Genomic DNA, 20250 nt, shown 5'->3' with positions numbered 1-20250 from the left:
GAATTACAGATAATTTTATTAATAAGGAGACAAGCTATGATTAGTATAAGAAATAATTCAAAAGACCCACATTTTAATCTTGCACTTGAAGAATATGTAACTAAGTATTTAAATCCTGCTGAAGATTATATTATCTTATGGCAAAATGAGCCCTCTGTAATAATTGGAAGAAATCAAAATACTATTGAAGAAATTAATTCTAAATTTATAAGCGATAACAACATTAATGTTGTAAGAAGGTTATCTGGAGGCGGCGCAGTTTATCACGATCTTGGAAATTTAAACTTTACCTTTATAGTTAAAAATGAAAATGATGTGGCAAGTAATTTCAGGATATTTACTGAACCAGTAATTAATGCCTTAAGCAAATTAGACATTGAAGCTGAATTTTCTGGTAGAAATGATATAACTATAGATGGTAAGAAATTTTCTGGAAATGCTCAATATTATTATGGTGATAGACTATTACATCACGGTACTATTTTGTTCAACTCAAATTTATCTGTAGTTCAAGATGCCTTAAATGTAAAGCAGGAAAAAATAGAGTCAAAAGGTATAAAATCTGTTAAAAGCAGAGTAACAAATGTATATCCTTATTTAAAGAAGGATATATCTATAGATGAATTTAAGGATACACTTTTAAGATTCTTTATGGAGGATGAAAATTATAAAGATAAAGAATATATTCTCACAGAGGATGACATAAAAAAGATTCATGATTTGATGAAAAGCCGTTTTTCAACCTGGGAATGGAACTACGGTGAATCCCCTGCCTTTGACCTTGAGAAGGGAAAGAGATATGCTGGTGGAAAGCTAGAACTTAAATTTAATGTAAATGATGGATTAATTAAAGAGCTTAAAATAAATGGGGATTTCTTTGGCAGAAAAGAAGTAAATGAGCTAGAGACTACTTTATTAGGCAAGAAATATAGAGAGTCTGATGTTAGAGCTGCTCTTGCAGATACAGACTTTGAAAGCTATTTTGCTGGTATATCTGTAGATGATTTTATTGACTGTATGTTTTATTAAATAATGCAATGAGCCGCGAGACTTTCTCGTGGCTCATTTTCATTAATCTATATAAAGCTTATTTTTATCGTTAAAGAAAAACACGCCTACTCCGCCAATCCCCAGATGACTTCCAAGTACACTACCAATTTTATTTACAATAAAATTATTGTTACCTATACGTTTTTTTATAATTTCCATAAGTTCATTTGCAGTTTCTATGTCATCTGCATGGCTTATTCCAATAATCTGATTAGGAAATTTTTCAAGCCTCTTTTCTAAAATATCTACAACAGCATTAATGGCTTTTCTCCTTCCTCTTATCTTTTGAATAACTTCCATTTCACCATCTTTAACATCTAAAATAGGTTTTATATCTAGTAAGCTTCCAAAAAGTCCTTTAGTTTTGCTTATTCGTCCACCCTTAATAAGCCAGTTTAAATCAGAAATAGTAAAAATATGTTCCACATGCTTAATTAACTCTGATACTTCATTGACTATTATATCAAAATCATTATATGCTTCAGCAAGTTTTGCAGCTTGTAAGGCTATTAACCCCGCGGCTGTTGAACCACCCTTTGAATCTATTACTGCTATTTTTATCTTAGGAAACTTACTTTTAAATTCAGCAGCAATGCTTTCTGCCACTTGAAAGGTACCTGAAAGAGCTGAGGAAAATGCAAGGTATATAAAATCTATTCCCTTATTACAATATTCCATAAATAAATTGTATATATCTTTTGGTCTCGGCTGAGAGGTTCTAGGTAAAATTCCAGCTCGCATTGCAGTGTAAACCTCTTCTATTCTTATTGTTCTTTTATCTAGGTACTCCACATCTTTAATTAATATTCTCAATGGTAAGGTTGTTATACTGTATTTTTCTAAAAGTTCTTCAGGTAAATCACATGTACTATCAACTATTATTTTTGTCATAAAAAAGTTCACCTTCTTAAAAATTTAGCTTAATAATAAGTTACTTCCCTGCAAGTTTAGGTGAAGTCATAAATAAGCCCTCAACTTTATGATTTTCATCCTTTTCCTTAAAGGTAATTGAAACAAGTGCTCCTTGAGGTTCCTTTGAATACTTAGCGTTATATATTACAATTATATAATTTATTCCCTTTTCTTTTTTTGTATTTATTTTTATAAAATCTTTAGAAACGTATTCTCCTATTTTATCTTTTATGAGAGCATTATTCTTATTAAATAAGTCCTCAGATATTGCATTTTTCATATTGTCACTAAAGTCTTTAGAATAATCAGCATAATTATCCTTATTTCCCGAAATAAGAATATTTTCAAGAATTGAATCTGAGTAATCTCTCACTTCTGTAGTATTTATATTATTCCCACATCCAGATAATATAGCAGCAACAATAATTAAAGATATTAAGAAAAAAGCTCTTATGCATTTCATAATCAGCATCTCCTTTAACTTAAAATTTTTTCTAAGCTATTATTTTTTATCTTAATAATTATAAAACATAAGGTAATCAACGCAGCTGCAGCTGCCCAAAGCTCAATAAAAAATACACCTTTAATAAAACCTATTGCTGAATCTAATACACCATGGGCTAAAATTGCATAAAGTAAATACCTATTCTTTCTCTCCCTTACTGCATAAAGCACCATAAGGGAAGCTCCGACATGAAATATCATTGCAGAAATTCTTTCTATTCCACTTATTAAAAACATGTAGGAAGGAACAATAGGAAAAATTCCCGTTGTTAAACTATTTATTAAGGCTAAAATTAGTGGAACACCACAAAATATTATCGCTTCAATCCCACCGTGTCCAATTCCATAAGCAATTCCATTCTTCCACTGCTGTTTTCCACTTAGAAAATACTTTATGCCGACGAATCTTCCAACCTCTTCAAAAATTCCTGCACTAAGTCCCAGCAAAATATAAATCAGCCATGGATTCACAACTAAATTATAACTATACCAATAGGTTTTCTGAAGATATTGTAATAATGGAAGTCTTGTTGCTAATTGGAATATAGCAAAAATGGCAGCGCCTACTAGGGCGGCCTTCAAGCTTGCATTATACTTCTTTCTTAAAAATACTAATATAATTATAGGAATAAATAATCCGATAAAGGCACTAATGGCCATAAAAAAAATAGAATAGTTTAAAACCATGTTAATACCACCTTGTAAATAATCACTATATTATATATATTATAGAAAATAAAGTTAGAATTCAATTTTTTGTTATTTCATCATAATATGTTAAATAAATTTAAATTTTCTGAATTTTTTATTAACAGACGAGTCATATTATGGTATAATTACTAAAATATAATAGTATCTTATAAACTAGTGAGGGTATTTATAATGTGTATGGATTTTTTTGAAAGTGGGTCATGTTCTTATCGTGCTGAGCTTACTACTAAAAATAATACCATTGTTAATATAACTAAAGATTTTTATAAAATCACAGAATTTTCTTATTCAGATTTTATGGGAAAATCCTTAGCTGCTGCCTTTATAACTTTAAAATCTAACTTGAAGAATATTTCAGATCTTATGGGCACATATCGCAGTTACATATTCACAAAGCAATTAGATGCAGTTGAAGTTGATATTAATATTAAAAGTATGAATGATGATACCAAATTAATAACTATTATAGAAAGAACCTTTAGCCGTATAAGTGAAAGGTTTCCTTATTCAAGTAGAATATGTTATGATAACCTTTCAGCTATTGCCATTTTCAGCACCTCAGATATGATGTTATTAAAAGCTAGCGAAATGTACATAAAATATTTTAACGAAGATAATAATATGGAAAATTGCATTGGAAAATGCCTCCATGAGTCAACTAATAAATTTCCAGTTGAAACTTTGAATTTATTAAATGAAGAACAAAATAAAATTAAGAAAACTATTATAATACATGAACTTGAACTAAACACTGATAAATATGGGATTACCTACTGGGATGCTGCTATTACACCCATGTTTGAATTTTCTAAGTTGAAATTTTTAATTTTTAATTGCACTAATGTTACAGATAAGGTAATTAGCAGACATAAATTAGAAGAACAAGCTAAAGTTATTAGTGAACAAAATGAACTTTTGCAAAAAACTTTAAAAGAACAAGAAGAATTTTTTTCAAGTATGTCCCATGAGCTTAAAACTCCTCTAAATGTTATCTTTAGTGCTTTGCAAGTTCTGGACTTATATAATTCTAATGATAAAACAATTAAGTATTCTAATATTATGAAGCAGAATTGCTATAGGCTTCTAAGGCTTATTAATAATCTTATTGATATGTCTAAAATTGATTCAGGGTATTTAACTCTTAATTTGGGTAATTATAATATTATTGAAATAATTGAAGAAATTACATTATCAGTAACTGACTTTATAGAAGCTAAAGGTCTAAGTATTATTTTTGATACAGATGTGGAAGAGAAAGTTATCTCCTGTGACCCTGATAAAATAGAAAGAATAATTTTAAATCTCCTTTCAAATGCAATAAAGTTTACTAATCCAGGAGGAGAAATAAAGGTTAATATCTATGACAAAGAACAATTTGTGAATATAGTAATAGAAGATACGGGTATAGGAATTCCCGAAGATAAATACACCATAATTTTTGATAGGTTTAAGCAAGTTGATAAGTCTTTACAGCGTAATCATGAAGGAAGCGGTATTGGCTTATCCTTAGTGAAATCCTTGGTTGAAATGCATGGTGGAACTATAGATATCCAAAGCACCATAGGTAAGGGCAGTAAGTTTTCCATATTACTTCCAGCCACGGTTGCTCATATTACTCCTGAAAATATTATCCGTGACAGTATCTCCAGAAATATTGAGAGAATTCATATTGAGTTTTCTGATATATATTCTTTAACTGAATAAAATCTACAACTATATACAGCTTTGCATAAAATTAAATTAAAAATTATCGCAAGTATAAATATCTCTTGCGATAATTTTATAAATTTATAGCAGCTTAATTCCAGCAGCATCACATTCCATAATCATTTCATGAGGCCAGATAGAAGCTTGAACTTCACCAACATGTGCTTTCCTCAAAAAATACATGCATATTCTTGACTGCCCAATTCCGCCGCCAACAGTATATGGAAGTTTTTTATTTAGCAGTAACTGATGAAATTCCAATTCTTTTCTATCTTCACAGTGAGCTATTCTAAGCTGACTTATAAGTGCCTCTTCATCAACTCTTATACCCATAGAGGAAAGTTCTATGGCTCTATCTAATAGCGGATACCAAAATAATATATCTCCATTTAGGGTCCAATCGTCATAATCTGGAGACCTTCCATCATGCTTTTCTCCAGACTTTAATTCTCCACCAATCTGCATTACAAAAACCGCACCTTTTTCCCTGCAAATTAGGTCTTCTCTTTCCTTTGGAGTTCTGTTAGGATATAAATTCTCCAGTTCTTGAGAGGTAATAAAAAATATTTCCGCAGGAAGCTCTTTTTCAATTTCACTAAATTCACTATTTACATAGCTTTCAGTTTTTTTAAAAACTTCATAAATGGTTCTTACGGTTCCTTTTAGCTTTTCTACCGTTCTGTCCTCTTTTAATAATACCTTCTCCCAATCCCACTGATCTACGTAAATAGAGTGAAGGTTATCCATATTCTCATCTCTTCTTATGGCATTCATATCAGTATATAGACCTTCTTCTGGTAAAAAACCATATCTGTAAAGAGCCATCCTCTTCCATTTTGCAAGGGAATGTATTATTTCAACTTCTGAATCCGGTATCTCTTTAACGTCAAAGACTACAGGCCTTTCAACCCCATTTAAATTATCATTAATGCCTGTGCCCCTCTCCACAAATAAAGGTGCTGATACTCTTGTTAAATTTAAAGCTTCTGAGAGACTTTTTTCAAAGTAGTCTTTAACTTTCTTTATTGCACCTTCTGTTTCTCTTATGTTTAGCAAGGATGAATATCCTTTGGGAAGAATTACTGTATCCTTTAATTCTATCATGTTTTAGCCTCCTTATTTATTGTGGTCGGTGTAATCTTATGCAACCATTGCCATGGACTAGATTACACGTAAAAGTCCATTTAGGACTTTTACCATAACAGTTATTAATTACTAATTCCTTTATATTCATAACTTTATCCTTATCTTATTTATCCAAATATGGCCAGTATTTAGATAAATAAAAAAAGTCTTCCATCCATAATAGGACGAAAGACTTTGTTTCGCGGTACCACCTAATTTAGCTTATTAAGCTCAACTCTAATCAGTACGGAATTAAAAGTAAAATTCGATACTGTCCAAATTGTAACGGTTTGGTTCCGTCCAAGCCTACTTTTTAAACACTTAATATGCTTAATTTCGGTTGGAGACTCAAAGATGTTCTTCATCATATACTTTATACTGGACTTTCACCAACGGACCAGTTCTCTGTGAATAAAGCCGTATAATTACTCTTCTTATCAACGCCTTTAATTTTATATTGTTTATATTTTATTACTTTGAAGTTTTAAAGTCAATATCCTTCATTGAAAAATTTAAATATTTTTTATTTATTGAACCTCAACTAATTTTTCAAATCAAAATCTATAGCTACAGCACTAAGTATATCAAGGCTTTCCTTAACATTTATTATTCTCTGATTGCTCGATCCTCTATATTTAAGCTTGGCATCTGTTTTATCCTTTTGAAATTTACCATCCACCAATATGTCAATAATGTTTAAAAGCTCCTGCCAGCCTTTTCTTTTATATTGATTTTCTAATATATATTCAAAGGTATAGCCTTTATAGCACCAAACACTTAAACCTAAAATTTCACACTAAAAGATTGAATTATAACTAGCTCTTATAGTGCAAAGAAGCATTGCAATACTGTAGCAAAACATTAATAAAGTCATATTATATTGTGGAAATCAGAACAAATTTTATATTTTAAAAGGAGTGTGATGCATCATATGAAAGTAGTTATATTATGTGGAGGAAAGGGCTCTAGATTAGCATCTAACAATGAGCCCTCTCCAAAAACCTTAAGTTTAGTTAATGGCAAACCAATTATATGGCACATTATGAAGATTTATATGCATTATGGAATAAATGAGTTTATTTTACCACTTGGATATGGAGGAGAAAAAATTAAGGACTATTTCTATAACTATGAGTGGAGAAATTTCGATTTCGTGAAAGATAGTAATAAAATTAATCTTCTTAAAAAATCAGAAGATTGGAAGATAACTTTTGTCGATACAGGCATTGAAACGATGACTGGTGGAAGAATTAAAAGAGTACAATGTTATATTGATGAAGATGTTTTTATGTTAACCTATGGAGATGGATTATCAGACATTAATATAAGAGAACTTCTTAACTTTCACTATAATATGGGCAAAATTGCTACTATTACAGGTATTGAAAGGAAAAGCCAATATGGTATTTTATCATTGCAAAATAATATTGCCAATACATTTGAAGAAAAATCAAGGTTAGATGGCATAATTAATGGAGGATTTTTTGTGTGTAACAAAAAAATCTTTGATTATATAGACGATGATAATAATTGTGTATTTGAGCAAAAGCCTTTAAAAGATTTAATAAAAGATGGACAAGTTGCAGTATATTTGCATAAAGGGTATTGGATTGGAATTGATACCTATAAGGATTTATTAACAGCCAATGAGACATGGAAATCTAATAGTATTTAAAAATGGTATGATAAATTATATTTTAAGAAAATAAAGCATAGAGGAGGTTTAAGAGGCGATTGTTAATGTCTAAGAAAAAGGAACGTGAACCTAAAAAAGCTTCACACAACTTAAAGAAAAAATCTTTAGATACTGGAAATAAAATTAAAGTTAGTAATGAAATAAACTCTGGTGGCAATCCTAAAAATAGTAGCAATGCTAATAATAAAGAAAAAACAGTGTTAAATAACGTGATCTATAATTTTTGCACTTTATCTGGAAAAGAATATGTTTTTAAAGTATTAGCCTTATATTATTCACTAGAAGAACACAGCAATAATTTTCGCTTATGGATATGCTGCATAGATGATGATGCTTATTATGTTTTCACAAAAATGAATTTAAAAAATGCTACTATTCTTTTATTAAAAGATATAGAAGATAAAGAACTTATTGCAATAAAAGAAAGCCGCAAAAAAAATGAATACAGTTGGACATTAAAATCATCTTTAATAAAATATGTGTTATGTAACAAGCATGTAGATTCAATAATATATTGTGATGGAGATTTATTCTTCTTTTCAGATCCGAAGGCTATATTTGATGAATGGGGTGAGCATTCAGTTTATTTATGCCCGCAAAGGGATTTGGAATGGGTCCATAATATGTATGGAAGATATCAAGCTGGTTTAATTGGTTTCAAAAATGATAAATATGGCATGAGTTGTCTTAACTGGTGGAGAAACAAGTGTCTTGAGTGGTGTTTTAGTTATCCACAAATAGAAATGAAAAGATGGGGAGATCAAAAATATCTTGATAATATACCATTACTATTTGAGAATATAAAAATATCTAAAAATTTGGGCGTTGATGCAGCCCCTTGGAATACAATATACAATAATAATTATAATATTTATACTAAAAATGATGATATATATATAGAATCAAATAAATTAGTTGCATATCATTTTGCATGCATTTCAATTTTTAACGAAAGTCAATATGACCTTTGGACTTTTATGCATCTTGATATCCGTAAAATCATAAAAACCAAAATATATTTGCCCTATATTGAAAGTATAAGAATGGCTATTAATAAAGTTAAAGCAAATATCAATGAAGAGCCTGACAAATATTTTTGTGCAGATGATGTTAGGGATGCAAAGACTTATTTCGGGTATAACCCATTATCAATTGAGATGTTTCAGTATGATGACTATTACATCTTTTGTACTATAACAAGCAAAGAGTATCTTATAAAATCACTTGCTTTATATCATTCATTAAAAAGTAAGATTAATAATTTTCACATTTGGATATGTTGTGTAGATGAAATTACATTTTCAACTTTAAGTAAAATGCAACTTCAAAATGCAACAATTATGAGAGTATCAGAAATTGAAGATAAGGAACTAAAAAAAATCAAAGGCAACAGAACAACCACTGAATATTGCTGGACATTAAAATCTCCATTAGTATTGTATTTGCTCGATAAGTATATGCTAAACAATGTGATTTATTGTGATTCTGATTTATTCTTTTTTTCTAATCCAAAAGAAATCATAAATGAATGGAAAGGATACAATACCCTCATGTGTACTCAAAGAGACAACCCTAGATTTGAAAGAATTCATGGCAGATTTCAAGCTGGTTTATTAGGTTTTAGAAATCAAAAGAGTAGTCATGATATTTTAAAGTGGTGGAAACAGCAATGCCTTCAATGGTGTTCAGACTACCCTCAGCCTGAAATGGAGAGATGGGGAGATCAAAAATACCTTGATAAAGTGCCTAATCTTTTTGTAAATATTAAAATAGTAAACCATTTAGGAATTGATGCTGCTCCGTGGAATCTTATAATTAATAATCACTATAATGTTCGTAAATTAAACAATGATGTATATGTCAAAAATAATAAACTAGTAGTGTATCATTTTGGAAGTATGAGAATATTCAACGAAAATGAATTTGATTTATGGAAATTAGATACCTTGCACTTCAGTAATGCCATAATCGAAAATATCTATGCTCCTTATTTACAAGTTATAAAAGCTATAATTAAGCTATTGAAAAAGAAATTCAATAGTAATATAGAAGATTTCTATAGCAAAGATAGTAAAAATTATGCCAAAAATCTATTCAAAATTTAAAGTTATTGAGTAGTATGGGAGGATTTAAATATGGGACAAGTTAGCTTTATGGGAAAAAATATCGTAATTACTGGAGGATGTGGCTTTATTGGATCTCACCTTATTAGGAGATTACTACGTGAGGATGCAAATATATTTTTATTCAATAAAAGCAGTACAAGTACCTGGAGAATAAAAGAATATTTAAACAAGGTTAAAATTATTAAAATTGATATAACTAATTCTTTAGATGTTCACAGCTGCATTCACGAGATTAAGCCAGATTATGTTTTTCACTTGGCTGCATATGGAATGGATTCTTCCCAAAATGATTATATTAAAGCAGCTAACACTAACATTATTGGTACTATTAATATTTTAAGCTCATTAAAAGAAATTAACTGCTGTAAGGTAATTAATATTGGAAGTTGTGCTGAGTATGGAAATAGAAAAGAAGTAATGAGTGAAGATATGAATCTTATGCCTGTTAGTATATATGGAAGTACTAAAGCCAGCGGAACATTAATCGCTCATCAAATTGCTAAAGAAAATAATATCAAAATTGTTACTCTTAGACCCTTTGGAATATTTGGCGAAGGTGAAGAACGTCATAAAATATTCTGTCATATAATAATGTCAATTTTAGAAGATAGAGATGTAAAATTAACAAACTGTGAGCAATATAGAGATTATTGTTATGTAGAAAATATCATAGATGGCATGATTATGGCTGCGAAAAATGAAGCTATAGAAAATGATGTTTTTAATATTGCATGTGGGGAGCTTTATCCACTGAAATATTATGTGGAGTTAATATTCAAGAATTTAAAAACAGATAGAAAGGCCTTATACGGAGCTGTGAAATATAAAAAAAATGAAATGTGGGTACCGGCAGCAAATATAAGCAAGATTAAATCATTGCTTCAATGGAGACCCGAAATCAATATAGAGGAGGGCATTATAAGAACCATTAATTGGTACAAGCAAAATAAATATATGTTTAAAATGGCTGGTGATAGTAATGGCTGAATTAATTAATGCATATAACGGAAAAACAGTTCTAATTACAGGACATACTGGATTTAAAGGATCTTGGCTTGCCCTTTGGCTGAACAAAATTGGTGCAAAGATTATAGGATATGCATTGGATCCGGTAAATGATAAAGATAACTATACCCTATCAAAACTCAAGGAAAAAATTATTGATGTTAGAGGAGATATAAGAGATACAGAAAAGTTAAATGCTCAATTTAAGAGTTATAAGCCAGAAATAGTATTTCATTTGGCAGCTCAGCCCCTTGTAAGATACTCATATGAACATCCAAAATACACATATGAAGTAAATGTTATAGGTACATTGAATATTTTAGAAGCTATAAGAAATACAGAAAATACAAAGGTTGGGATTATAATAACCAGTGATAAATGCTACGATAATAAAGAATGGATATGGGGATATAGAGAAAACGATCCATTAGGAGGGTATGATCCCTATAGTTCAAGCAAAGGCTGTGTAGAGATTTTAGTTTCTTCTTATAGAAATTCATTTTTTAATGTAGATCAATATCCTCTTCATCATAAAGCCATAGCTACTGTGAGAGCCGGCAATGTTATCGGAGGAGGAGATTGGTCCACAGATAGAATTGTTCCCGATTGTATTAGAGCTTTAGAAGCTGATAAAACAATTGTAATAAGGAATCCAAATTCAATTCGCCCATGGCAGCATGTACTTGAACCCCTAAGTGGCTATTTAGCTTTAGGAGAGAAATTGTTAAACCAGGAGCATATATTTTCAGGAGCGTGGAACTTTGGCCCTAACCAAGAAAGTATTATAAATGTTGAAGAATTCACAAAAAAAATCATCAAATATTGGGGTAGCGGGAATTGGATAAGTAACTTCATATATAATAAGAACTTGCACGAATCAAGCTTTCTAAGTTTGGATATAAATAAAGCAAAATTCTTTCTTAATTGGTATCCTAAATGGAATATAGACAAAGCAATTGAAATGACAGTTCAATGGTACAAAAGTTATAATAAACAAGACATATATGAATTATGTAGTGAACAAATTAATGAATACTGTAAAAGCTAAAAATAAAGTAGTGTAAATTTTTCCACCCAAAAAGGGACTGCTGTGCAGCTACCATTCTGTTAGTTGTTCAACAGTCTTGTTATTTGTATCATTTATTATTTTGGGGATAGAAGTTAATATAAAGCTTTACACATTCTATTTTTTTATTTTATTTAATAACTTTATTTATTTACTATTAACCCCCGTATCGGACTTTAAGCGACAAGATTACTACCATGTCGAGCACACAATAAAAAAGTCTTCCATCCATAATAGGATGAAAGACTATGTTTTGCGGTACCACCTAATTTAGCTTATTAAGCTCAACTCTATCAGTATGGAAATATAATTCGATACTGTCCAAATCGTAACGGTTTGGTTCAATCCAAGCCTACTTTATACATTTTTAATATGTTTAATTTCCGTTGGAGGCTAAAAGACGCTCTTTAGCTAAACTTTTACTAATTTTAAGTTAAACGTCTATAGCTACAGCATCAAGCATATCAAGACTTTCCTTAACATTTATTATTCTCTGATTACTTGATCCTCTAAATTTAAGCTTGGTATCTGCTTTATCCTTTTGAAATTTACCATCTACCAATATGTCAATATTGTTTAAAAGCTCCTGCCAGCCTTTTCTTTTATATTGATTTTCTAATATATATTCAAAAGTATAGCCTGTGTAGCACCAAACATTTAAACCTAAAGCTTTTACCGATTTTGCTATATAGGCAAATTTATCTGCCTGCTCCCATGGCTCTCCTCCACTAAAGGTTACCCCTTTAAGCATCGGATTAACCTTGATGTCATTAATTATTTCATCCATATCTATTAAGGCTCCGCCTTCATAGGAATGAGTATGAGGACTAAAACAGCTCTCACAATTATGAGGACAGCCTTGGCTAAATAATACTCTTCTAATTCCAATGCCGTTTACCAGGCTTTCAGGAAGTATAGCCGCAAGCCTGATTTTATTATTCTCTACCACAAATGACACCTTCTATAATCTAACATCTTCATAAACATTAATGTGATTATCTAAATGAGAGACTCTTTCTGCCCTTTCAGCATATTTTCCTGCTCCAAATCTCTCATCTAAGCTAAGATAGCCTGTTATTCTTGAAATTCCCTGTATATTATAGCTTCCACATTTATTGCATTTATGTTCTCCATGGCTTAAGTAAGTTCCGCAGTCCTTGCAATATCTAATATGAAAGTTAATACCTATATAGCTTATATTAGTATGTTTATAAGCATAATTAAGAATATCCATTATTACATCCTCTGTTGGATAGTCATCTAATTCTATATAGCTTATGTGTCCCGCATTGCAAAGCTTATGAAATGGTGCTTCTATGTCTATTTTATCCTTTATAGATATTGGGAAGCCAACTGGAATATGATAGCTATTTGTATAGTATTCCTTATCTGTAACTCCTTTAATTTCTCCAAATACCTTTTTATCTTGAAGAATAAATCTTCCGCTTAAACCCTCTGCAGGCGTAGCATAGGTACTCCAATTAAGCTTAGTTTCCTGTGTAAGCTTATCGGTATAGTTTCTAATATGAGATATTATTTTAAAGCCTAATTCTCTGGCATTTTCAACTTCTCCATGATGCTTTCCTATTAAGGCAGTTAAGGTTTCAGCAAGACCAATAAAACCTATAGACCAGGTTCCCTGCTTTAAAATAGGTTCTATTGAATCATTTGGAGCTAAGTTCTCTGAGCCTTTCATAAGTCCCTGCCCTGCAACAAAAGGTAAATCTTTTATTTTTAGTCTCTTAAGTACACCATACCTATGCAACAGTGATTCCTTTGAAAGCTCCAATCTAGAATCTAACAGTGAAAAGAATTTATCTATATCACCCTTTGCAAGAATGCCAAGTCTAGGAAGGTTAATCGTAGTTGGTGCAATATTACCTCTTCCCTTTGCCCCTGGCTCCCCGTTAATATTTGACATTATATAGGTTCTACACCCCATTGTAGCAGGCATATACCCTTTATCATAATATGCCTTATTAAAATCTGCATCAATATTCATAAACGTAGGGTTCATTCTCTTACTAGCAACTCTGCATGCTAGCTTAAATAAATAGTGATATGGATCCCTTGGTTCCCTATTTACTCCTTCTTTAACCCTAAAGATTATGTTTGGGAATATTGGTTGTTCTCCTTTACCTAACCCCTTATCATATTCTAGTAAAAATATCTCACATACTAAGGCTGCATCCTTTGTGTGTGGTATTCCTATATTTATGGAAGAAAACGGAACTTGCGATCCTGCACGTGAATGCATGGTATTAAGGTTGTAAACTATACCCTGCATTGCTTGATGAATAGTTTTATTAAGTTTTTTCTCAACTGCTTCATCAAGAGCTTTTCCCTCTAGTCCTAGTTCAATTAATTCTTCCCTTATTTCCGTTCTTGTAGGTTCTACAAATACGCCCATGTCATTATCAAAGTCTGGATGGGATTGACCACCAAACATATCATTTTGTGTACTCTGCAGCAATATGCAGGAAAGCTCAGCTGCTGATTCTATTCTTCTTGGTTTATTTATAGTACCATAACCTGTGTTAAAACCTTTTTCAAGAACTTCTCTCGTTGGCAGGTGTAAACAATTAGTGGTCAGGTTGTATGAATCTAGGTCATGAAAGTAAATATCACCATTCTCGTGAGATTTTGCTAAATATTTTGGCATCATAGCTAAGTTGTGCCATTTGTTTGACTCACTTGCTATTCTTAAGAGCTTTGAGCTGAAGTTGTTTCCAATATTTGCATTGTCGCGATCCGTTTCAACCCCAATTTGTTCAATAGCTCTCATTAAATCAGATTTAATTTCTCTTACTTTGGTTCTTTCTTTTCTGTAGTTCTCATATGTAGCTTTTAAAAGCGGAAACTCGCTTTCAGATAGCATACCTTCTACTATGTTCTGGATCTCTTCTACATCAATTTCTTCTTTTTCTAAGTCTTCGATTTTTTTAATTGCCCTCTGAGATAATTCTATTGCTTCACTATCCTTTAAGTTAAATGCAATCTCCTCAGCAGCGCCTTTAATGGCCTTGGTAATTTTAAGGGAATTAAACTCAACCCTTCTGCCATCTCTTTTTACAACATGTAGCATATATCCCCCTCCTTGAGCACCATATATTGTATCTTTATAATTATAACTTGTGAAAATTTTTTCAGCAATTTCTTAATTAACCTTAAAGTTATGATATGGCATATTAGGTTAATTTACCTCTTATTTCTTTCATTTTTGAAATATATTATGCTGTTGATTTATATAAAAAAACTTATCTAGTTAAATTACTGACATAAAAATAATTATAAAGAATATAAATTAGCTAATAAAGAATACGTTTTTCATCTTCAGATATTAATTCCATATTTAAAATAATGAATTTAGGAGATATAAGAATGAAACAAAAAAAATATATATTTTTGATAATTGTTCTAATAATCAGTTTTTCATATGGCTATTTAAGGCATCAGAATAAAGCCTTAAATGCAATTAGTAATAATATTAAACCAAGCCCTGAGGAAGTACATTATTTTTCTGCCTATACAGGTGAAGAAGTAGATAAAAGCACCTATGATAATATTTCTTTCATGGCAATTATAGAAAATTCTAAAGATGCAAGGCCTCAGTCTGGGCTTTCGGGCGCTGATATTGTATATGAAACCATGGCTGAGGGCGGAATTCCTAGATTCATTGCACTTTTTCAAAAGAATAATCCAAGTAAAATAGGACCTATAAGGAGTGCAAGGCCCTATTTTCTAAATATTTCAAAGGAATATTCTCTGCCTTTTGCTCACTGCGGTTACAGTGATGAGGCTAAAGCCATGATAGAAAATGAAAAGCTTATGAGCCTTAATGAGTTTACTTATGGTAAGTACTACTCAAGAGATACAGTAAGAAAAGCACCTCACAACCTCTATACTTCTGCAGAGAATCTTAGAAAATTAATTACTGAAAAAGATTATATAAAACCATCCACTGTTAAGCTAACCTTTAATAAAGACTTTTGGGCTAGTGACAGTTTACTAACAGCAAATAGTGTTTCTCTTAACTTAAATAAGTATTATAAAACTGATTATATTTATAAAGAAGGCAAATATTATAAATCTATGGATGGAAAGGCTTCAACAGATAAAGAAAATAACGCTCCTATTACAGCCATCAACATTATCATACAAATTACGGACATAAAGCTTCAAAAGGATAATCAGCACTTAGATATTTCACTTGTAGGAGAAGGAAATGGGTATGTTATAAGTAATGGAAAATGTACAAAAATGAAATGGTCTAAAAAGAATTTAACTTCTCAAACAGCCATTAAGGATGAAAATGGCTTAAATATACCACTAGCTCCTGGTAATACCTGGTGGCATATTATTGACAAAAGCAATACTGTTATAATTGAATAAAATTTTTAAATATTAAAAATTATAATATAAAGTTTTATAAATCAATAATATTTTAAGAAATTAATAATATATATGTAAAGAAAAGAATAAAAAAAGTTAAGGTTGAGATTATGAGAACCTTAGGATTCACTGAAAAGTTGTCCTAAGGTTTTTTTGCCCTATTTTAGCATAGAGGTGATGAAAATGTATGATGTGGTCATTATCGGAGCAGGTGTAATTGGCTGTTCAATTGCAAGAGAATTATCTAAATATAAACTTAAAACCTTGGTGTTAGAAAAAGAAAATGATGTATGCTGTGGTACAAGTAAAGCAAACAGCGCTATAGTCCATGCAGGTTTTGATGCAAAGCCTGGAACTCTAAAAGGTAGCTTAAATGCAAAGGCTAATCTAATGTTTGATAAGCTCTCAGAAGACTTGAATTTTCATTTTAGAAGAAATGGTTCCTTGGTGCTTTGTTTTGATGAAATGGATATGGATAAGCTCTATGAATTAAAGGAAAGAGGAGATAAAAATGGGGTTCCTTTCTTAGAAATTCTAACTGGTGAAGAAGTTAGGAGGATGGAACCATCAGTAACAGATAAGGTAGTGGCTGCTCTTTATGCCCCCACTGGAGGAATAGTTTGCCCTTTTAACTTAACTATAGCTTTAGCGGAAAACGCCTATGTAAATGGTGTGGAATTTAGTTTTAATTCCGAAGTTTTGGAGCTTAAAAAAATAGATAATGTTTTTGAAATAAAAACTGCTAGTGAAATTATTGTATCAAAACTTGTAGTAAATGCAGCTGGTGTATACAGTGACAAGTTTAATAATATGCTTAGTGAAAATAAATTCACCATTGTACCTAGGAAGGGTGAATATAATTTATTTGACAAATATATTGGTAATATTGCAGATAAAACCTTATTCCAGCTTCCAACAAAGCTTGGTAAAGGAATTTTAGTATCTCCCACTACTGATGGAAACTTAATAGTTGGACCTAATGCCGTGGATATAGAAGATAAGGAGGATGTAAGCACCACCCGCGAAGGTTTAGAAGACATAATGGAGAAGGCTTTACTAAGTGTAAAACATATTCCAATAGGCAGTGTAATTACTTCCTTTAGCGGCTTAAGAGCAAGAAGTGAGAAAGATGATTTTATTTTAGGAGAGACTGCTGATGTTTCTGGATTTATAAATGCGGCCAGCATTGAATCTCCTGGTTTAACCTGCTCACCTTTAATTGGTGAAATTATTACTGAAATTGTTGTTAATAAATTAAAGCCTGAAGTAAATAAAACCTTTAATCCAAAGCGTAAAGGCATAGTAAGATTTAATGAACTTAATTTAGAAGAAAAAAAGAAAATTATAAATAAGAAACCTGAATACGGCAGAATAGTCTGCAGATGTGAATATGTAACTGAAGGTGAAATCTTAGATGCAATTAAAAGACCCTTAGGAGCAAAGGATCTAGATGGTGTTAAAAGAAGAACACGTGCTGGTGCAGGACGGTGCCAGGCAGGTTTTTGCATGTCAAGGGTTATGGAAATATTGCAATCAGAACTTAATCTTCCTCCAACTGAAATTACGAAATTTGGCAGACAGTCTAAAATATTAATTGGCCTAAGCAAAGAAAATATTTAGTGGGAGGATGAAAAATGAATTATGATTTAGTAATTATAGGCGGGGGCCCAGCTGGGCTGGCTGCCGCTATAGCAGCAAAAGAAAATGGAATAGCTAAGCTTTTAATATTGGATAGGGAAGCTTATCTTGGAGGGATATTAATTCAATGTATCCATAACGGCTTTGGTCTTCACACCTTTAAAGAAGAGCTTACAGGACCTGAATATGCTCAAAGGTTTGTAGATAAAATAGACGAACTTTCCATTCCATATAAAATTAATACTATGGTGCTTGATATTACAGAAGATAAAACAATTTATGCCGTAAATCCAGATGACGGGCTATTAGAAATTAAAGCAAAGGCAATTATACTTGCAATGGGCTGCAGAGAAAGACCTAGAGGTGCACTTACTATTCCTGGTACAAGATGTACTGGAATAATGACAGCAGGCTCAGCACAAAAGTTTGTTAATATGAAGGGCTTTATGCCAGGAAAAGAAGTAGTAGTATTAGGTTCAGGGGATATAGGTCTTATAATGGCAAGAAGAATGAGTTTTGAAGGATCCAAGGTGAAAGCTGTGGTTGAACTGCTTCCTTATTCAAGCGGTTTAAAAAGAAATATAGTTCAATGTCTAGACGATTACGATATTCCTCTAATGCTAAGTCATACTGTAGTTAAAATACACGGTAAAGACAGGCTTCAAGGAGTAACAATAGCAAAGGTAGGAAGTGATAGAAAACCTATTAAAGAAAGTGAAGAATATATAAAGTGTGATACATTACTGCTTTCCGTAGGATTACTACCTGAAAATGAACTTTCAAGGAAAGCCGGCGTAAAGCTTTCTCAAATAACTGGTGGTGCTTTGGTAGATAGTTATCTTCAAACAGATGTTTCTGGTATTTTTGCCTGCGGCAATGTGCTTCATGTACATGATTTAGTTGATAATGTAACTACTGAAAGCTATATAGCAGGTAAAAATGCAAGTGTTTATATAAAGGGCTTACTAAAAAATAATAATAAGGTACCTATTATGGCTGTAGATGGAGTGCGTTATACTGTTCCTCAATTTATAACTCCTTCAGCAATATCTGATAATATTACAGTACGCTTTAGAGTTGACAATGTATACAAAGGAGCTTCTATTGCCGTTTATTTTGATGATAAAAAAGTTATTACTAGAAAGAAAAAAATATTGACTCCTGGGGAAATGGAGGAAGTAATACTAACTAACCATATGTTTTCAAAAAACCCAAATACAGCTTCAATTACATTTAAGGTGGAAAGGAGCATTTAAATATGGAAAAGAAAGAATTAACCTGCATTGGCTGCCCCCTTGGCTGCTCCTTACTTGTAGAGCTTGATAATAAAGGAAATATAAAGGTTACAGGCAGCTCCTGCAAAATTGGAGATAACTATGCAATTAAGGAATGTACAAATCCTACAAGAATTGTAACCACAACAGTTGCTGTTATTAATGGAGATTACCCTATCCTTTCAGTAAAAACAGAAAAGGATATTCCTAAAAATAAAGTTTTTGACTGCTTAAGATTATTAAAAGGCATCGTTGTAACTGCACCTATCAGAATAGGTGATGTAGTTTATAAAAACATTTTGGATACTGGCGTTGATGTTGTAGCTACAAGAAATATAAAAAAATTTAATTATTAACAAGAATATATTGTAATAAATGCTGAGTGCTTGTCATAAAAATTCAATATAGAAGGTGAATAGTTATGAATAGTTTCGAAGGACTATTGGTTGATAATCCTGTGGTAGGTGCTATTAGAAATAATGAAGATTTAAGGCTTATATTAAAAAGCAACATAAAAATAGTTTTTGTTCTATATGGAAACGTTTTGAATATTAAGGAAATATGCGAGGCTTTACTCACAAGAAAGAAAATAGTCTTCATTCATCTTGATATGATTGAAGGACTTAAATCAGATCAAAAAGGCGTTGAATTTATAAAGGAAACTATTCACCCGTATGGAGTTATATCTACCAAAGGTATTTGTTTAAAGTACGCATCAAATTTAGGTATGTTTACTATTCAAAGAATATTTATGCTAGATTCTCTGTCCTTCGAAACAAGTATTAAAAATATTCATACCTTCTCTCCCAGCGCTGTAGAGGTGCTTCCAGGAATAGCTAGCAAAGCTATAAAAACCCTAGGAGAGAAAATAAAGCAGCCTATAATTGCAGGAGGGCTTATAAAAAATAAAAGAGATGCCATTGAAGCACTTAGTGCTGGTGCTAAGGCAATTTCAACATCCACAGTAGAGCTTTGGGAATTTGAAGAAATGAGCCTTTAAGATAGTTGTTTTCTTAAAGTCTCTTTTGATAAAAAAACTTAGGG

The 20250-nt window shown here is 31.4% G+C and carries 18 protein-coding genes and 1 other annotated feature; of the genes, 11 read left to right on the top strand and 7 right to left on the bottom strand.

Going from position 1 to position 20250, the window contains the following annotated elements; all coding sequences use genetic code 11:
- The first annotated feature begins 36 nt into the window (after positions 1 to 36).
- The gene (gene lplA, locus ACJDUH_RS00840) at positions 37 to 1029 is read left to right on the top strand and encodes a lipoate--protein ligase (RefSeq protein WP_406763257.1); all 993 of its coding nucleotides are present in this window, start codon (positions 37 to 39) and stop codon (positions 1027 to 1029) included.
- A 42-nt stretch (positions 1030 to 1071) separates the two neighbouring features.
- On the opposite strand, the gene ACJDUH_RS00835 is transcribed toward lplA, so the two are convergent.
- From ACJDUH_RS00835 to ACJDUH_RS00825, 3 genes are read right to left on the bottom strand one after another with little or no spacing between them, the layout of a single operon-like run.
- The gene (locus ACJDUH_RS00835) at positions 1072 to 1941 is read right to left on the bottom strand and encodes a DegV family protein (RefSeq protein ID WP_406763256.1); all 870 of its coding nucleotides are present in this window, start codon (positions 1939 to 1941) and stop codon (positions 1072 to 1074) included.
- A gap of 40 nt (positions 1942 to 1981) precedes the next feature.
- Positions 1982 to 2425 (bottom strand): DUF3887 domain-containing protein, encoded by a 444-nt coding sequence (locus ACJDUH_RS00830; protein WP_406763255.1) that lies wholly within the window; start codon positions 2423 to 2425, stop codon positions 1982 to 1984.
- Positions 2426 to 2439: 14 nt separating this feature from the next.
- Positions 2440 to 3153 (bottom strand): YhfC family intramembrane metalloprotease, encoded by a 714-nt coding sequence (locus ACJDUH_RS00825; RefSeq protein ID WP_406763254.1) that lies wholly within the window; start codon positions 3151 to 3153, stop codon positions 2440 to 2442.
- 201 nt (positions 3154 to 3354) lie between these two features.
- Between ACJDUH_RS00825 and ACJDUH_RS00820 the strand changes: the two genes are divergently transcribed.
- Positions 3355 to 4881, top strand: a complete 1527-nt coding sequence (locus ACJDUH_RS00820) for a sensor histidine kinase (RefSeq protein ID WP_406763253.1) — start codon at positions 3355 to 3357, stop codon at positions 4879 to 4881.
- An 84-nt stretch (positions 4882 to 4965) separates the two neighbouring features.
- Here ACJDUH_RS00820 and asnA read toward each other — a convergent pair whose 3' ends face one another.
- Both asnA and ACJDUH_RS00810 read right to left on the bottom strand, forming a co-directional pair.
- Positions 4966 to 5988, bottom strand: coding sequence for an aspartate--ammonia ligase (gene asnA / locus ACJDUH_RS00815; RefSeq protein ID WP_406763252.1), 1023 nt, complete (start codon positions 5986 to 5988; stop codon positions 4966 to 4968).
- Positions 5989 to 6187: 199 nt separating this feature from the next.
- Positions 6188 to 6459: a binding site (T-box leader), on the bottom strand.
- 91 nt (positions 6460 to 6550) lie between these two features.
- On the bottom strand, positions 6551 to 6799 hold the full coding sequence (locus ACJDUH_RS00810; protein WP_406764985.1) for a 4Fe-4S cluster-binding domain-containing protein: 249 nt from the start codon (positions 6797 to 6799) through the stop codon (positions 6551 to 6553).
- A 141-nt stretch (positions 6800 to 6940) separates the two neighbouring features.
- On the opposite strand from ACJDUH_RS00810, the gene ACJDUH_RS00805 reads away from it, so the two are divergent.
- The 4 genes from ACJDUH_RS00805 to rfbG all read left to right on the top strand — a co-directional run bounded on the left by ACJDUH_RS00805 (position 6941) and on the right by rfbG (position 11884).
- Positions 6941 to 7684, top strand: coding sequence for a sugar phosphate nucleotidyltransferase (locus tag ACJDUH_RS00805; RefSeq protein WP_406763251.1), 744 nt, complete (start codon positions 6941 to 6943; stop codon positions 7682 to 7684).
- Between the two features lie 65 nt (positions 7685 to 7749).
- Positions 7750 to 9810 carry a glycosyl transferase gene (locus ACJDUH_RS00800; RefSeq protein WP_406763250.1) on the top strand — a complete coding sequence of 687 codons (2061 nt, stop codon included), beginning with the start codon at positions 7750 to 7752 and terminating at the stop codon, positions 9808 to 9810.
- A gap of 30 nt (positions 9811 to 9840) precedes the next feature.
- A complete protein-coding gene (locus ACJDUH_RS00795) occupies positions 9841 to 10818 on the top strand; it encodes an NAD-dependent epimerase/dehydratase family protein (protein WP_406763249.1) in 978 nt (325 codons plus the stop codon).
- A complete protein-coding gene (gene rfbG / locus ACJDUH_RS00790; protein ID WP_406763248.1) occupies positions 10811 to 11884 on the top strand; it encodes a CDP-glucose 4,6-dehydratase in 1074 nt (357 codons plus the stop codon). The genes ACJDUH_RS00795 and rfbG overlap by 8 nt, the downstream gene beginning before the upstream one ends.
- Before the next feature lie 451 nt (positions 11885 to 12335).
- On the opposite strand, the gene nrdG is transcribed toward rfbG, so the two are convergent.
- Both nrdG and ACJDUH_RS00780 read right to left on the bottom strand, forming a co-directional pair.
- Positions 12336 to 12851 (bottom strand): anaerobic ribonucleoside-triphosphate reductase activating protein, encoded by a 516-nt coding sequence (gene nrdG / locus ACJDUH_RS00785; RefSeq protein ID WP_406763247.1) that lies wholly within the window; start codon positions 12849 to 12851, stop codon positions 12336 to 12338.
- Between the two features lie 12 nt (positions 12852 to 12863).
- On the bottom strand, positions 12864 to 14987 hold the full coding sequence (locus ACJDUH_RS00780) for an anaerobic ribonucleoside triphosphate reductase (protein WP_406763246.1): 2124 nt from the start codon (positions 14985 to 14987) through the stop codon (positions 12864 to 12866).
- Positions 14988 to 15283: 296 nt separating this feature from the next.
- Between ACJDUH_RS00780 and ACJDUH_RS00775 the strand changes: the two genes are divergently transcribed.
- The 5 genes from ACJDUH_RS00775 (at position 15284) to ACJDUH_RS00755 (ending at position 20206) form a co-directional block, all read left to right on the top strand.
- A complete protein-coding gene (locus ACJDUH_RS00775) occupies positions 15284 to 16294 on the top strand; it encodes a DUF3048 domain-containing protein (RefSeq protein WP_406763245.1) in 1011 nt (336 codons plus the stop codon).
- 183 nt (positions 16295 to 16477) lie between these two features.
- On the top strand, positions 16478 to 17914 hold the full coding sequence (locus ACJDUH_RS00770; RefSeq protein WP_406763244.1) for an NAD(P)/FAD-dependent oxidoreductase: 1437 nt from the start codon (positions 16478 to 16480) through the stop codon (positions 17912 to 17914).
- A gap of 14 nt (positions 17915 to 17928) precedes the next feature.
- Positions 17929 to 19188 carry an NAD(P)/FAD-dependent oxidoreductase gene (locus tag ACJDUH_RS00765; protein ID WP_406763243.1) on the top strand — a complete coding sequence of 420 codons (1260 nt, stop codon included), beginning with the start codon at positions 17929 to 17931 and terminating at the stop codon, positions 19186 to 19188.
- A gap of 2 nt (positions 19189 to 19190) precedes the next feature.
- Positions 19191 to 19562 carry a DUF1667 domain-containing protein gene (locus ACJDUH_RS00760; protein ID WP_406763242.1) on the top strand — a complete coding sequence of 124 codons (372 nt, stop codon included), beginning with the start codon at positions 19191 to 19193 and terminating at the stop codon, positions 19560 to 19562.
- A 65-nt stretch (positions 19563 to 19627) separates the two neighbouring features.
- Positions 19628 to 20206, top strand: a complete 579-nt coding sequence (locus ACJDUH_RS00755; RefSeq protein ID WP_406763241.1) for a glycerol-3-phosphate responsive antiterminator — start codon at positions 19628 to 19630, stop codon at positions 20204 to 20206.
- The last annotated feature ends 44 nt before the right edge of the window (positions 20207 to 20250 follow it).

This window comes from Candidatus Clostridium radicumherbarum (assembly GCF_045310525.1).
In the GTDB taxonomy this organism is placed as follows: Bacteria; Bacillota; Clostridia; order Clostridiales; family Clostridiaceae; genus Clostridium_AT; species Clostridium_AT radicumherbarum.
This window is presented reverse-complemented; position numbering and strand designations above follow the sequence as displayed.

Coding starts and splice junctions, on each gene's coding strand:
- lplA (WP_406763257.1), top strand. CDS start 37: ATGATTAGTATAAGAAATAATTCAAAAGACCCACATTTTAATCTTGCA.
- ACJDUH_RS00835 (WP_406763256.1), bottom strand. CDS start 1,941: ATGACAAAAATAATAGTTGATAGTACATGTGATTTACCTGAAGAACTT.
- ACJDUH_RS00830 (WP_406763255.1), bottom strand. CDS start 2,425: ATGAAATGCATAAGAGCTTTTTTCTTAATATCTTTAATTATTGTTGCT.
- ACJDUH_RS00825 (WP_406763254.1), bottom strand. CDS start 3,153: ATGGTTTTAAACTATTCTATTTTTTTTATGGCCATTAGTGCCTTTATC.
- ACJDUH_RS00820 (WP_406763253.1), top strand. CDS start 3,355: ATGGATTTTTTTGAAAGTGGGTCATGTTCTTATCGTGCTGAGCTTACT.
- asnA (WP_406763252.1), bottom strand. CDS start 5,988: ATGATAGAATTAAAGGATACAGTAATTCTTCCCAAAGGATATTCATCC.
- ACJDUH_RS00805 (WP_406763251.1), top strand. CDS start 6,941: ATGAAAGTAGTTATATTATGTGGAGGAAAGGGCTCTAGATTAGCATCT.
- ACJDUH_RS00800 (WP_406763250.1), top strand. CDS start 7,750: ATGTCTAAGAAAAAGGAACGTGAACCTAAAAAAGCTTCACACAACTTA.
- ACJDUH_RS00795 (WP_406763249.1), top strand. CDS start 9,841: ATGGGACAAGTTAGCTTTATGGGAAAAAATATCGTAATTACTGGAGGA.
- rfbG (WP_406763248.1), top strand. CDS start 10,811: ATGGCTGAATTAATTAATGCATATAACGGAAAAACAGTTCTAATTACA.
- ACJDUH_RS00780 (WP_406763246.1), bottom strand. CDS start 14,987: ATGCTACATGTTGTAAAAAGAGATGGCAGAAGGGTTGAGTTTAATTCC.
- ACJDUH_RS00775 (WP_406763245.1), top strand. CDS start 15,284: ATGAAACAAAAAAAATATATATTTTTGATAATTGTTCTAATAATCAGT.
- ACJDUH_RS00770 (WP_406763244.1), top strand. CDS start 16,478: ATGTATGATGTGGTCATTATCGGAGCAGGTGTAATTGGCTGTTCAATT.
- ACJDUH_RS00765 (WP_406763243.1), top strand. CDS start 17,929: ATGAATTATGATTTAGTAATTATAGGCGGGGGCCCAGCTGGGCTGGCT.
- ACJDUH_RS00760 (WP_406763242.1), top strand. CDS start 19,191: ATGGAAAAGAAAGAATTAACCTGCATTGGCTGCCCCCTTGGCTGCTCC.
- ACJDUH_RS00755 (WP_406763241.1), top strand. CDS start 19,628: ATGAATAGTTTCGAAGGACTATTGGTTGATAATCCTGTGGTAGGTGCT.